The organism is Bradyrhizobium sp. USDA 376, from assembly GCF_054063675.1.
In genome coordinates, this window is sequence record NZ_JBSSGN010000002.1 from 48,499 (window position 1) to 61,398 (window position 12,900).

Annotated in this window: 13 protein-coding genes and 1 pseudogene; 13 read left to right on the plus strand and 1 reads right to left on the minus strand. The window is 61.6% G+C overall.

What is annotated here, in order from left to right:
* Positions 1–62: 62 nt before the first annotated feature.
* Positions 63–794, minus strand: coding sequence for an autoinducer binding domain-containing protein (locus ACVJ19_RS43690; protein WP_248889904.1), 732 nt, complete (start codon positions 792–794; stop codon positions 63–65).
* Positions 795–1,221: 427 nt separating this feature from the next.
* Here ACVJ19_RS43690 and ACVJ19_RS43695 point away from each other — a divergent pair, with 427 nt between their 5' ends.
* From ACVJ19_RS43695 to ACVJ19_RS43755, 13 genes and pseudogenes are all read left to right on the plus strand, one after another.
* A complete protein-coding gene (locus tag ACVJ19_RS43695; RefSeq protein ID WP_212491179.1) occupies positions 1,222–1,857 on the plus strand; it encodes an acyl-homoserine-lactone synthase in 636 nt (211 codons plus the stop codon).
* 40 nt (positions 1,858–1,897) lie between these two features.
* A complete protein-coding gene (locus tag ACVJ19_RS43700; RefSeq protein ID WP_284277723.1) occupies positions 1,898–2,467 on the plus strand; it encodes a lysozyme family protein in 570 nt (189 codons plus the stop codon).
* 75 nt (positions 2,468–2,542) lie between these two features.
* The gene (locus ACVJ19_RS43705; protein ID WP_085398292.1) at positions 2,543–2,839 is read left to right on the plus strand and encodes a TrbC/VirB2 family protein; all 297 of its coding nucleotides are present in this window, start codon (positions 2,543–2,545) and stop codon (positions 2,837–2,839) included.
* The gene (locus tag ACVJ19_RS43710; protein ID WP_085398291.1) at positions 2,839–3,177 is read left to right on the plus strand and encodes a type IV secretion system protein VirB3; all 339 of its coding nucleotides are present in this window, start codon (positions 2,839–2,841) and stop codon (positions 3,175–3,177) included. The genes ACVJ19_RS43705 and ACVJ19_RS43710 overlap by 1 nt, the downstream gene beginning before the upstream one ends.
* The gene (locus ACVJ19_RS43715) at positions 3,170–5,536 is read left to right on the plus strand and encodes a VirB4 family type IV secretion/conjugal transfer ATPase (protein WP_166354142.1); all 2,367 of its coding nucleotides are present in this window, start codon (positions 3,170–3,172) and stop codon (positions 5,534–5,536) included. The genes ACVJ19_RS43710 and ACVJ19_RS43715 overlap by 8 nt, the downstream gene beginning before the upstream one ends.
* A complete protein-coding gene (locus tag ACVJ19_RS43720; protein ID WP_224518162.1) occupies positions 5,494–6,255 on the plus strand; it encodes a type IV secretion system protein in 762 nt (253 codons plus the stop codon). The genes ACVJ19_RS43715 and ACVJ19_RS43720 overlap by 43 nt, the downstream gene beginning before the upstream one ends.
* Complete coding sequence (locus tag ACVJ19_RS43725) at positions 6,252–6,494, plus strand: EexN family lipoprotein (protein ID WP_284277735.1); 243 nt, start codon at positions 6,252–6,254, stop codon at positions 6,492–6,494. Before ACVJ19_RS43720 ends, ACVJ19_RS43725 begins: the two co-directional genes overlap by 4 nt.
* An 11-nt stretch (positions 6,495–6,505) precedes the next feature.
* Complete coding sequence (locus tag ACVJ19_RS43730; protein ID WP_166354146.1) at positions 6,506–7,492, plus strand: type IV secretion system protein; 987 nt, start codon at positions 6,506–6,508, stop codon at positions 7,490–7,492.
* 351 nt (positions 7,493–7,843) lie between these two features.
* A complete protein-coding gene (locus ACVJ19_RS43735) occupies positions 7,844–8,515 on the plus strand; it encodes a virB8 family protein (protein WP_212491177.1) in 672 nt (223 codons plus the stop codon).
* Positions 8,512–9,363 (plus strand): P-type conjugative transfer protein VirB9, encoded by an 852-nt coding sequence (gene virB9, locus ACVJ19_RS43740; protein WP_166354150.1) that lies wholly within the window; start codon positions 8,512–8,514, stop codon positions 9,361–9,363. The genes ACVJ19_RS43735 and virB9 overlap by 4 nt, the downstream gene beginning before the upstream one ends.
* An 11-nt stretch (positions 9,364–9,374) precedes the next feature.
* Positions 9,375–10,523 (plus strand): type IV secretion system protein VirB10, encoded by a 1,149-nt coding sequence (gene virB10 / locus ACVJ19_RS43745; RefSeq protein ID WP_456739538.1) that lies wholly within the window; start codon positions 9,375–9,377, stop codon positions 10,521–10,523.
* Entirely contained in the window at positions 10,520–11,551 is a 1,032-nt protein-coding gene (virB11, locus tag ACVJ19_RS43750) for a P-type DNA transfer ATPase VirB11 (RefSeq protein ID WP_166354154.1), read from the plus strand. Before virB10 ends, virB11 begins: the two co-directional genes overlap by 4 nt.
* 367 nt (positions 11,552–11,918) lie before the next feature.
* A pseudogene (locus ACVJ19_RS43755) lies at positions 11,919–12,626 on the plus strand (IS3 family transposase); the annotation flags it as partial.
* Between the last annotated feature and the right edge of the window lie 274 nt (positions 12,627–12,900).

Sequence of the window (12,900 nt, forward strand, 5' to 3'; positions counted from 1 at the left end):
TCCCACCTGATTGAACCGTCGATCTTCGCAACTCCTTGCAAACCGGACAGCCGTTTTGCGCATTACGGGAGCAATCCCTGCCGAAGCGCGAGAGCCACAGCGTGCGGGAGGGTTAATGCAGCAAGATTCCGCCGGGCATTATCCAAATGAAATTTTACGCCGCGCGAGCCAACACCGAGGAGCTGAGCAATATCCTGCATCGTCTTGCCCTCGGAGATCCAACCCAAACATTGCCTTTCGCGCTGGGTCAAGGTGCAGACCTGCTGGGCGTACCGAGGCGTCCGTCCAATTCCGGCAGCGCTCACATGGGCATGGTAGGTGAGCCCCACCGTTTGCAACATATCTTGCGAGCTCTCGACGAAGCGATCGAGTCCAAGGCTGCGCTCATCCACCGCCAGCGTGAACGCCGCAAACCGGTTTTGGCTTGAGGGAATGCGAATGGTCAGGCCGGTCCTGATCTTGAAGCTGAGCGCATCATCGAACAGGCGGCGCTCTTTCGCCGACTTTGCGCTTCGCGCCTCACGACCATCCCACAGGAACACACGGCTCGTGTTTCGCGGCTTCTGAAGAACGGGATCGATGTTGTGATAGCCTTCGCGAAAATAGTGGCTGGTCCAGCTCTTCGGATAGGATGAGATCAGAATGGGGCCATTGGCGCGCTGACCAAAATAGGCAAACCACCGGAATCCCAGGGCATGCGCAGCTCGTTCCGCAACACGCCGAAAATCATCTTCCGTATGGGCAGCGTGCAGACAATCGACGAATTCATCGCATGCTCTTTTGACATCTTTCATTGCGCCACTTCAGTCTTTTCTTAGTTCCCACAACGCGAATATTCGGATGATTCACGCTCTACGTGCAGACATTTATTGCGACGTTGCGGCAGCTTTGCGGCACGAACAATTGGATATCACCCTGTCAAACCTACAGCAGCAACGCGGACATACGACGGAGGAGAACAACCTCTGACTGCAGCCACCCAAAACAGAATATTTTCTCCACGTGTAGAGGCTAAGGAATTTCATTCCCTGCGCTGTCAGACCAGCGCATCACGGAACAACTTATACAGTTTCCAAAGTGCGCGCGCGGATAGCCGTGCCTTGCGACCACGGTTCGTGACCCAGCAGATCCATAGCGCCCTGTCAGAACTGACAGCGCAACGCCGTGGCCGTGGCTGCTTTCCTGATCTCGAAGCTGTGATTCGTAAGTTTGAGGTTAAGAATGAAGGTCATTGTGCGTAGCCGTGCGGCACTCCTGCGCGACTCCGAACTAACGCTAGGAATGCACCGCCTGCGAGGGCGTGTGTTCAAGGAACGGCTCGACTGGGACGTCTCTGTCTGCAACGGATTGGAGATCGATCAGTACGACACCTTTAAGCCAACTTATCTCCTGGTGCTCGAGCAGAACGACGTTGTTGGTTGTGTTCGGCTGCTGCCCACCACCGGGCGCAACATGCTCGCCGATACGTTCCCGATGTTGCTAGATGGCAACCCGGCGCCGGTGGCGACCACGATCTGGGAGAGCTCGCGGTTTTGCGTTGACACCAAGAGTGCGGCGGCAACAGCAGAGAATGGTCTGCGCAAAGCGACGTTCCTGCTGTTTGCAGCCATGATCGAATGGGGACAGCAGCACCATCTTCATGCCATCGCAACAGTCACTGACCTGCGCATGGAACGCATCCTGCGCCGGGCCGGATGGCATCTCGAGCGCCTCGGGACGCCTCGTCAAATCGGGGTGACCAAAGCCGTCGCTGGATTGTTGCCGATCAGCGAGGAGGCTCTCGGCGCGATCCGAGCGACCGGGCAGATTTCAAGGGGTGCGATTGACGCGCCATCAATCCTGGCGATCGCCGCCTAGCATCCAACGTCTTCAGCTCCTGACAAGAAGGCTCTCAACCATGGATCTTGCTGCATTCGCGGCCCTGGTCGAACGATGCGCCCCGACCGCAATGGCCCGGCCACTGACGACCATCGTGCGGCAGGCGAGCTCGTTCGAGCCGCTGCTCATCACGATTCAGGGGCGCAAACCGATTCCGATTCAGGCAACCGACCGTGACGAAGCCATCCAGCTCGCAACCGAGGCCATCGCGACTGGCCAGCAAGTCCGAACGGGTCTCGGTCAACTTGATGCGGCGGAAACACGAAACGCCGGGCTGACGGCTAGTACCACCTTCGATCCGTGCCAGCACATTGCCGGGCTTGGCAGATTGTTCGATGCGCGACTGCAAACGGCGAGTATAAAACGCGCAGACCGCGACCAGGCGATTGCCGAGGTTGTCGCGAGCTTCGCGCCGAACGCATCCGGTCACGTCTCGGAACCTCGCATCGAGCCGATGGCTTCTACCGGTCGCGATCGCCCCACCGGCGATACGACAATCAATCCACCCGCAGCCTCTGCCCGCGAGCGCCGGCCCTGGGACGTTTATCGCTCGGGAATGGGCACGTCAGCCTTTGTTTACGAACGATGAGAATCGCCGTTTTTCATCTCAACTCAACCGCGGTCCGGGCTGGGGTCCGGCTGCAGTGCCACTCGGAGCCGTGCCATGACTTCTCCTGTTAAACACTCCGCTGCCCTCCTTTGCATGGGCACCGTTCTCAGCATCGCGCTGGTCGAGCCCGCGTTTGCGCAGACCGCGAACATCGAAGGCGTGCTGCAGAACATCGTCAACATGCTGACCGGCAACGTCGCCCGCCTGCTGGCGACGCTGGCCGTCATCATCGTCGGCATCGCCTGGATGTTCGGTTACCTCGATCTGCGCAAGGCCGCCTATGTCGTGCTCGGTGTGGCCATCACGTTCGGCGCCTCCGAGGTGGTTTCGACCTTGACTGGGGGTCATTGATGACCGAGTCCGCGCGTCTCACGGAGGACACCCTGTTCCTGGCCTGCACGCGTCCGGCCATGGTCGCCGGCGTCACGATGGAGGCTATGGCGCTCAATGTGATGTTCTCCTGCATCCTGTTTCTGGTAGCTGGCAGCATTCTCTACGGCTTGGTCGCAATTCCGATCCATGGCCTTTGCCGCATCATCTGCCGGCACGACCCCAACATGTTCCGGATTCTGCTTGCCTGGATCGAGACGCGAGGGCGCACGCGCAACGCGTCATTTTGGGGCGGATCGTCCTGCACGCCGCTCAAGCTCGTTCGGCGTTATCGAACAAGAGACCTTGGCTATGCGTAACACAGCGCTCAAGACCCGAGAGATCGGGCCTGACGTCCACCTGCCGTTCGGCCGGCATGTCACGGATACGGTGATTAGTCTCACGACACGAGCGCTGCTCACGGTGATCAGGCTCGACGGCACTTCGTTCGAAACCGCCGAGACGGCGGATCTGAACGACCTTCACGCTAAGCTGAACCTCACGCTGCGCAACGTGGCGGATCCACGGCTGGCGCTATGGACCCATCTGGTGCGCCGTCGAACGTCGGACTACCCGGCCGGTACGTTCCGCTCGACATTTGCAGCCGCGCTCGACGCGCAATATCGCAACCGGCTCCGCAACGAGGCGCTCTTTCGCAACGATCTCTATCTGACGCTGGTCTGGCATCCCGGTCGTGCCACCACGGACGTGGCCGCGGCGTTCTTCAAGCAGCTTGGCCGAAACGTTGGGCATTCCCTCGAGGTCGACAGCGATGCCTTGAAGCGGCTCGAGGATGCGAGGCGCGACTTGGTCGCGGCACTGGAGCGTTACGGTGCCCACACCCTTGGATTGGTTGAGCGCAACGACATCATGTTTTCAGAAACCATGGAACTGCTCCACGCCATCACAAGCGGGGAATGGATGCCGGTCCCGTTGCCGCAAGGGCCGATCGGCCCCGCGCTCTATTCAAACCGAGTCATCTTCGGCCGCGAAGCCATCGAAATCCGCGGTGCCGGCGGATCGCGCTTCGCTGGCATGTTCGGGATCAAGGAATATCCGGCGTCCACCCGGCCTGGGCTGCTGAATGCACTGCTTTCCGCGCCGTTCGAGATTATCCTCACGCAATCTTTTGCGTTTCTATCAAAAGCCGACGCCAAGACCATTCTGACCCGCAAGCAGAACCAGCTGGTCTCGGCGCAGGATCCGGCGGCCTCGCAAATCGACGATCTCGCTGACGCGCTCGACGATCTCGAATCCAATAGGTTCGCGCTCGGCGATCATCACCTCTCGCTCCTGATCTATGCGGAGACGCCTTCCCAGCTACAGGGGAATATGAGCGTGGCACGACGGGCACTGGCCGATGCCGGTAGCGTGGTCGCGCGCGAAGATCTTGGACTTGAAGCGGCTTATTGGGCGCAGCTCCCCGGGCTGTTCAAGTATCGGGCACGAACGGCGGCGATCAGCTCCCGCAATTTCGCGGCGTTTTCCCCGTTTCACACCTATCCTACCGGGAGGGCTGCCGGCAACCATTGGGGTCCGGCGGTTGCGATGCTCAAAACAGCCTCCGGCTCGCCGTTCTACTTCTCGTTCCATCACGGCGACCTCGGCAACACCTTCATCTGCGGCCCGTCCGGCTCCGGCAAAACCGTCGTGCAGAATTTCCTGCTGTCCCAGGCCGAGCGGCTTGGCGCCACTTACGTGTTCTTCGACAAGGACCGTGGCGCAGAACTCTTCGTACGCGCCGCCAGCGGGACCTATCTGGCGCTCCACAACGGCCTTGTGACGGGCTGCGCGCCGCTCAAGGCGCTGGAGCTGACGCCGGCGAACCTGTCCTTCCTCGGCACACTGATCCGGAAACTCGTCACGCCGGAAAACCGGCCGCTGACGGTGACCGAGGAGGAGCGGATTGATTCCGGGTTACGCGCTCTTGGTCAACTGCGGCAGGCGGAGCGCTCGTTCGGGGCGCTGCGGGCCTTTCTCGGCCAACAGGATCGCGAAGGGATCGGCGCCCGGTTGGAGCGATGGTGCCGGGGCGCGCCTTTCGGCTGGGTGCTGGATGGCGAGCAGGATGCCATCGGGTTAAAGACCCGGTTCATCGGCTTCGACATGACCGATCTGCTGGATCATCCCACCGTTCGCACGCCGCTCATGATGTATCTGTTCCATCGTGTGGAGCGCCTGATCGACGGGCGGCGCCTGATCATCGACATCGACGAATTCTGGAAGGCACTGGGTGACGAGGCATTTCGGGATCTCGCCAACAACAAACTGAAAACCATCCGCAAGCAGAACGGCGTCATGGTGTTCGGCACGCAGTCGCCCCGGGATGCGCTGGCCTCGCCGATCGCGCACACGATTGTCGAACAATGTCCGACGCAGATCTTCCTCCCGAACGCGCGTGGGACGCGCTCGGACTACGTCGACGGCTTCCATCTGACGGACACTGAATTCCGCCTGATCAAGGAGGAGCTTGCGCCCGAAAGCCGGCGGTTCCTGGTCAAGCAGGGCCACAACTCGGTGGTGGCGGAACTTGATCTCAACGGTTTCGACGACGCACTCGCCGTGTTGTCGGGACGGACGGAAACGGTCGAACTGCTCGATCGCATTCGCAGCGAGCACGGCGACGATCCGGTCCAATGGCTGCCGGTATTTCACGCGGAGCGGAGGAACGTCCGATGATGGTTCGGCGAAGGTCGGCGGTGTTTGCCTCCGCGTCCGTAGCGGCCCTCCTGATGGCCTCTCCGACAGAAGCGGAGATTGTGTTCGACCCTAACGTCTTTGCAAGGCAATTTGAGCAACTGACGGAACTGAAGAGGCAGGTCGAGACCCTGACGTCGCATCTCAAGGTGGCGCAGGATCAACTGAACCAGGCCAAGCAGCTCTATGACAGCTTCAACAAGCGGACCAACGCAAACGACGTTGGAGCGCTGTTGAACACGCCGCAGTTCCGGAAAGTTCTGCCCCAACAATTCTCTGATATCGAACGGCTCGTCGCGGGGCAGGGTGGCGGCAACTTCGCCGACGCGATCGACCGCTATCTGTCGCAGAACCGCGCATATGCCGGCAACAGCGGCAATTCGTACTATCAGAGCGAGCTCGACCGGATCGCGCGGCAGACCGGCGCCAAGCACTCCATGGGCCAGGCTGTGTACGACACCGCTTCGCAGCGTATCGACGCACTTGAGGAACTGAGAACCCGCATCAGCACGGCGACCGATGTCAAGGAGACACTCGACTTGTCCGCGCGGCTGCAGGCTGAGCAGGCGCTGCTGCAGAACGATGTGCTCCGGATGCAAGGCCTCGCGATGATCCAGCAGGCCCGCATGGACATGGATGGGCAGCGGGAGCGCGAAAAACAACGACAACTGATTGATGAAATGAAGGCGGCCCTGCAATGACAATCAAAGCATCCATTCTGGTGATCGCTGTCACCGCCGCTCTTACTGGCTGTAACGAGGATCGGAGTCAGCAGACGAAGACCGTCGGCTGGTTTCTTGACCATCGGGACGAACTCGCCATGGCGCTCAAAGCATGCCGCGACAATCCCGGAGAACTGGGAAAGACAGCGAACTGCATCAACGCGAATGAAGCGCGTAACAAGGTCACCATTCAAGAGATGAAAGACGCCATGAAGTAAGGACCGCTGCGATGGCCATTGACGTCTTTGACAGTTTTCTGAATGAATTCGAGCAACCCATTACGGCGTTCGTGTCGACGTCGGTTTCGAATCTGGCATCGTACATCGATGGCCCGCTTCGCGTGGCCGTGATGCTCTATGTCGTCCTCTACGGTTTTGCTGTGATGCGCGGCGCGATTTCCGAACCGATCATGGAATTCGCCTGGCGGGCGATGCGGATCGTGGTCGTGGTTCTGCTCGCGACCAATTCAAGCGCGTTCCAGCAATACGTCACAGGCCTGTTCTTCGACTCCTTGCCCAAGGAAATCGGCAATGCATTAGCGGGCTCAGGACTAAATACCAGTTCCGGAGCGCCTTTCGATCAGCTTCTCTCGAAAGGGATCGACGTTGCGAACAAGATCTACGAACAAGCCGGTCTGACCAACATCGCGCCGACGCTGATTGCCGCGATTCTCCTGGTCTTCGTGGCGGTTGGCTCCTTCCTGCAATTTGCCATCCTGCTCTACGCCAAGGTTGGTCTCGGCGTCGTGATCGCGCTCGGCCCTATCTTCATTGCGCTCGGGCTATTTGAGGCCACGCGGCCGTTCACAGAAGCCTGGCTTCGGCAGGTCGCCAATTTCGTGATCCTTCTGGTCCTGGTGGTCGCTCTGGTCGGGCTGATGTTAACGACCGTTACTGGCTTCATCGACAGGTTTGCGACAAACGCCGGCACAGCCGGCGAGATGGTGGTGGCCGCGGTCGCGATCAGCGCTGTGCTTGGTCTGTCCGGTTACATCGCGCTTCAACTGCCGGTCATCGCAGGCGGTCTTGCCGGGGGTGGCGCTTCGCTAGCAAGCCGGCTGGTCACAAGCCCAATGATCGCCAACGCCACCGCCGCCGCCGGCGGCGCCTATGCCGGTGCCCGCTGGTCGGCCAGCCGCGGTCTCGACGCACTAAGAGCGAGCCGGCAGGGCGGCAGTATGCGGCGCACGCGATCGACGGGAACGACAGCGGCATAGGCAATAATCGTCGGCAACAGACGAGAAAGACAAACAGGGGCATCAGAACGATGTGGCGTCGACTATTCATTATCAGCGTAATCGGATTTCAGCTTGGGGGCTGCGCGATCTGGTCAAAGGGACCGCCGTCGTGCGATGGCCAGGCTCGCCGACCGCTCAATCGGTCGCTATGGGATTGGGAGACCGGCACGCCGTTGGCCGCACCGGAGCCGGCAGTTGCGCCCTCCGCGCCGGCACCAGTCATCCGCAAAGGCGAGACCAGCCCGGAACCGTCCCCAGCGCAACTCGCCGCACCAGGCCAACAGGCCGCCGTTGCAGCCTCTTACCGCGCTTGCGGCAAGGAGGCGTGAGATGGTCGGCCACGATGACCTGAAAGCCTATTTCGACAATGCGCGGCGATGGGAACAGGACCTGTTGCTATCGGCGCATCGCTCGCGGCGAACGGCATGGGTGATTGCCGCATTTGCCTGCGCGTTGGCGGTCGCCTCGGTTGGCGCGGTCGCAGCACTTGCGCCGCTAAAGACGGTCGAGCCGTTCGTGATCCGGGTCGATAATGCCACCGGCATTGTGGACACCGTCTCCGCCCTCAATTCGTCGCCGGCGCGCTATGATGAAGCCGTGACCAAATATTTTCTCGGGCGCTACGTTCGCGCACGTGAAGGTTACAGCTATCCGGAAGCCGAAACAAATTTTCGGACGATTTCACTGCTCTCGGGGCAGGGCGAACAGGCGCGGTTCGCGGCCTGGTACCGGGGCTCCAATCCCGAAAGCCCGCAAGTCGTTCAGGGCCGTTTCGGGGTGGCGACAGTGCGGATCAAGGCGATCTCGCTCCTGGCCGACAATGTGGCGTCCGTGCGCTTCATGAAGGAGAGCCGCAAGGGCGAGGAGACCCGCGTGACCCATTGGGTCTCCACCCTGACGTTTAGCTATGCCAACTCGCCAATGTCCTCCGCCGACCGTCTCATCAATCCCCTCGGCTTTCTGGTCTCGGAATATCGCGCCGATCCGGAGGTCGTGCCATGAAATCATTCGCTCTCTTGATGACCTTCGCCTTGGGATTCGCGGGGCCGGTGTTGGCGTTGCAACAGCCCTCACCGGGTCAGCGTGATGCCCGCGTGCGCACGGTGACCTACGATCCGGCCAACGTCGTTCGGGTCAATGGCGTGATTCGAGCGTCAACCCAGGTGTTGTTTGCCGACGATGAGGAGGTTGCGCACGTCGCGATCGGCGATGCGATCGCATGGGAGGTCGCACCGGCAGGCTCGATCCTGTTCCTTAAACCCCGCGAGAAACATCCGCCAACCAATTTGCAGGTCGTCACGACCCGCCCTGATGGGCGCAAGCGCTCGTATCAGTTCGAGTTGTCGATCGCCGAGACGACGCTGGCGGACAGCTACTTCGTCGTCCGCTTCGCCTATCCCGGCGACGAGATCGAACGCCGGCGTGCGGAGGCGGCCGCCCGCGGCGCCGAGCGGGAAGGCGCGCTGATCGACCAGACCTTCGACCTGCATCATGCCTATGGCGCCCGCAACTGGCGCTTTTCGGCACAGGGTTCGATCGACCTCGAGCCTGAAGCCGTGTTCGACGACGGCAAGGAAACCACGTTCCGCTTCGCAGGCAACCGCGAAGTCCCCGCGATCTACCTGATCAACTCCGACGGCTCGGAAAGCCTCGTGCCAAAAGATGTTCGCGGCGAGCTCGTGGTGGTTCATGCCACGGCGCGGGAGTTCCGGCTGCGCAAAGGTGACAACGTGCTTTGCATTTTCAACGAAGCGTTCGACCCGGTGGGGATTAACCCGGGCACCAACACCACCAGCCCATCGATCGAGCGGCGGGCAAAGAAATCACCATCAACCCCAAAGCCACGATAGGCGAACGCGACATGACCGAACATCACGATGAGACGATCGCCGGCGATCGTGGCATTACGCCTGTGGGAGGAGGGGACAATGCTCGCGCGACGATGCTCAAACGCGGCTTCGGCGCCCTGGCGCTCACCGCATTTGCCGCTCTGATCATCTGGGGGACCTGGAAAGGCGATAAGCCGGTCAGCGATTCCGCCCGGAAGCTGGTGATCCGCCAGGCGGCGGCCTTCGAGCCTATCCCGGAAGCGCCGGCCGCACCTGCTACCACGGCCTCAATTGGACCCGCGCCGGTCCCAGCCACGCCAGCGGCTCCCGCACCCGTCTCCGACCAGCTTCTGGAGAGCGCCCGGCGCGCACCCGTGCTGGCCTATAACAGGCCGAATTCCGCTGGACGCCCGGCCCACGACAGCGTGACCGGAAGTGTCGTCACTGATCTTTATGGGTTCGGGCGGGGCGAGCCGCGCAACGACCTCGCCGACAAGCTGAAGCCGACCCCGATCGAGGGTGTGCGCGCAGCGCGGCTTCCTAACCGCAATCTGCTAGTCACCCAGGGCACCTCGATCCCGTGCGTGCTGGAGACGGCGATGTCCTCGGACGTAGCTGGTTTCGTTTCCTGCGTCGTCGTGCGGGACGTGATGTCGGACTCCCCCGGCAACGTCGTGCTGATGGAAAAGGGCACACAAGTGGTCGGTGAATACCGCGGCAATGTACGGCGTGGATCAAAACGCCTGTTCGTGCTGTGGACCCGCGCCAAAACGCCGACGGGCGTCATTGCAGCATTGGCCTCGCCCGCCACCGACGCGCTGGGCCGCGCCGGCTTCGACGGCGATCTCGACACCCATTTCTTTGAACGGTTCGGCTCGGCGCTCCTGCTGTCGGTTGTCAATGATGCCTCCTCGATCGGGCGTCAGCAGCTGCAGGACAGCTCCATCCAGATCAACAACACCACTGGCGCGACCAACAGCGCCGCGGCAATCGCTGTTGAGCAGTCGATCAACATTCCGCCGACGCTCAACAAAAACCAGGGCGAACTGGTCAATATCTTTGTCGCCCGCGACGTCGATTTCTCCTCGGTCTATCAATTGCGGCGGACCGAGACCCGCACGCAGATATTGGACCGCACGCTCCCCGGGGTCCTCGCCGCCCCAGCCGTGGTGACAAAGTGAGCACAGTCCACTCCATCGAACGCGACGGCAGTCGGCTCGTGCTGGCGCGCTATCTCGAGCCGCTGGCTCCGTATCTCGCAGATAAATCCCTGACCGAAATCGTCGTCAACCGCCCCGGCGAGATCTTCGTGGAAGGTCCCAGCGGCTGGACCCGGCACGAAGCGTCCGCCCTGACACATGCCTATCTTTCCCACCTCGCAATCGCGGCCGCCGGCCACACCCGTCAGGACATCGGGCCGGAACATCCCGTGGTGTCGACCACCCTGATCGGCGAAGAACGCTGCCAGATCGTGGTCCCGCCGGCGGTGCCAGCCGGCACGGTCAGTCTCACCATCCGGAAGCCGTCGGCCTTGACGATGACACTGGACGCCTTTGAGCGGACAAAACTGTTCGATGAGATCCGTATCGCCAATGACCAACTCACGGCCGACGAAGAGCAGCTTCTCGCCCTGAAAGAGGCCGGCGCCTGGCGCGACTTCCTCCAGCTGGCCGTCTCAACGCGCCGCAACATCATCATTTCCGGGGCGACTGGTTCGGGAAAGACGACGTTATCCAAGGCATTAATCGCGGCGATCCCGGCACAAGAGCGACTCATTACCATCGAGGACACGGCCGAGCTTGTGATCCCTCATCAGAACTGTGTACGGCTGCTCTACGCCAAGGACGGGCAAGGTCTCGCCAAAATTGGACCGCGCGAACTTCTGGAGTCCTGCCTGCGGATGCGGCCGGATCGCATCCTGCTGCAAGAGCTGCGCGACGGGACGGCATTCTTCTATCTGAGGAACGTGAACTCAGGCCACCCGGGATCGATCACAACGGTTCATGCCGACAGCGCCCGGCTCGCCTTCGAGCAGCTGACCTTGTTGGTCAAGGAAAGCGCAGAAGGCCGCGACCTGCATCGCGACGACATCCGCTCGTTGTTGCTGCTTCTCGTCGACGTCGTCATCCAGATGCAGAAGCGGGACGGCCGCTATCGCATTTCGGAGATATATTATGACCCCGTTCGCAAACGCGACCACCTCAGTTAGGGCGGCGCAGGCGATTGCGGTCGCGCTCGCGGCTTCCGCGCTGTTCCTATTCATCGCCTCAAACGTGCTGCTGCTCGGGCTCAGGCTTCACGATGGCGGCCTGCACTGGTCGGAGATCGCCACGGGCTGGCCCCGTTACGGCGCCGACCCTCGTTTCGACCGCTGGCTGACCCTGTCGACCCTCACCGGCGTGGTCGTGGTTTTTGGTCTGCTCGGCGCGATCTTCCGGCACCGTCCTCTCCCGCTTCACGGCAGCGCTCGTTTTGCTTCCGAGCGCGAGATCAAGGCCGCTGGCCTCAGATCCAAGGAAGGCGTGCTACTCGGCCGCAAGGACGGTGCACTACTCTGCTTCGGCGGATCGGAGCTGGTCATGAACCACAAGAAGTTTCGACGTCTGTATCGCGAGGAACGGCTGCAAGTCCGCCGGCGTGGCGGCCGTAAACGGGCGCTCGGCAGCAGGGCGCCAATGGCGATCCCGCAAGGCGCCAACCAGCGCTGGAGTCTCGACTTTCTGTCGGATGCGTTCGCCGATGGCCGACGGTTCCGGATTCTGGCTGTGGTCGACGACTTCACTCGCGAATGCCTGGCGCTCGTCGCCGATACTTCGCTGTCGGGCCTGCGGGTCACACGCGAGCTCGATGTCATCATTGCCTGGCGCGGCCGGCCGGCGATGTGCCTGTCCGACAACGGCACTGAGCTGACCGGAATGGCCGTGCTGCGCTTCAGCCAAGAGAGGCAGATCGAGTGGCACTACATCGCGCCCGGCAAACCGACCCAGAATGCCTTCATCGAGAGCTTTAACGCCCGCCTGCGCGATGAACTTCTCAATGAGACGCTGTTCACTTCGCTCGCACAGGCGCGAGCCGTGCTGGCGGCCTGGAAAGACGACTACAACAACGCCCGGCCGCACAGCGCCCTGGGCAACCTCACGCCGACCGAATACGCCAAACGCAACGCTCTTGGGCCGCAACGGGACGGGACGCTGCGCTATGCCGAGGGCTCCGCGCCCCGCCCCGTTGCTTCACCGAGCCCCTTGGGCTCATATTCAACCGGGACTCTTTCCATTGCTGGATGAAGCGAGGGGCTCAGACCACCTTCTACAATCAGGGACGCCCTCACTCGAGCCTTGACGGGCGCACGCCCGACGAGGCTTACTTCGGCACGCAAGCTATGGTGATGGCCGCATGACCGTCGCCGACGGTTTTGTCGTCGCTCTGGTCGGGCTACGCCCTCCCGACGCAACGACAAAACCGTAAAGCCCCGCGTTCAGCATAACCCGGCAGGAATCCACTTAAATCCAGCGGGGCGCTGTCCAAACAACCGGGGCCAGCTCTCCACCGAACCCGTCA

Excerpts from the sequence above, each read along its gene's own strand:
- ACVJ19_RS43690 (WP_248889904.1), bottom strand. The coding sequence starts at position 794 with ATGAAAGATGTCAAAAGAGCATGCGATGAATTCGTCGATTGTCTGCAC.
- ACVJ19_RS43695 (WP_212491179.1), top strand. The coding sequence starts at position 1,222 with ATGAAGGTCATTGTGCGTAGCCGTGCGGCACTCCTGCGCGACTCCGAA.
- ACVJ19_RS43700 (WP_284277723.1), top strand. The coding sequence starts at position 1,898 with ATGGATCTTGCTGCATTCGCGGCCCTGGTCGAACGATGCGCCCCGACC.
- ACVJ19_RS43705 (WP_085398292.1), top strand. The coding sequence starts at position 2,543 with ATGACTTCTCCTGTTAAACACTCCGCTGCCCTCCTTTGCATGGGCACC.
- ACVJ19_RS43710 (WP_085398291.1), top strand. The coding sequence starts at position 2,839 with ATGACCGAGTCCGCGCGTCTCACGGAGGACACCCTGTTCCTGGCCTGC.
- ACVJ19_RS43715 (WP_166354142.1), top strand. The coding sequence starts at position 3,170 with ATGCGTAACACAGCGCTCAAGACCCGAGAGATCGGGCCTGACGTCCAC.
- ACVJ19_RS43720 (WP_224518162.1), top strand. The coding sequence starts at position 5,494 with ATGGCTGCCGGTATTTCACGCGGAGCGGAGGAACGTCCGATGATGGTT.
- ACVJ19_RS43725 (WP_284277735.1), top strand. The coding sequence starts at position 6,252 with ATGACAATCAAAGCATCCATTCTGGTGATCGCTGTCACCGCCGCTCTT.
- ACVJ19_RS43730 (WP_166354146.1), top strand. The coding sequence starts at position 6,506 with ATGGCCATTGACGTCTTTGACAGTTTTCTGAATGAATTCGAGCAACCC.
- ACVJ19_RS43735 (WP_212491177.1), top strand. The coding sequence starts at position 7,844 with ATGGTCGGCCACGATGACCTGAAAGCCTATTTCGACAATGCGCGGCGA.
- virB9 (WP_166354150.1), top strand. The coding sequence starts at position 8,512 with ATGAAATCATTCGCTCTCTTGATGACCTTCGCCTTGGGATTCGCGGGG.
- virB10 (WP_456739538.1), top strand. The coding sequence starts at position 9,375 with ATGACCGAACATCACGATGAGACGATCGCCGGCGATCGTGGCATTACG.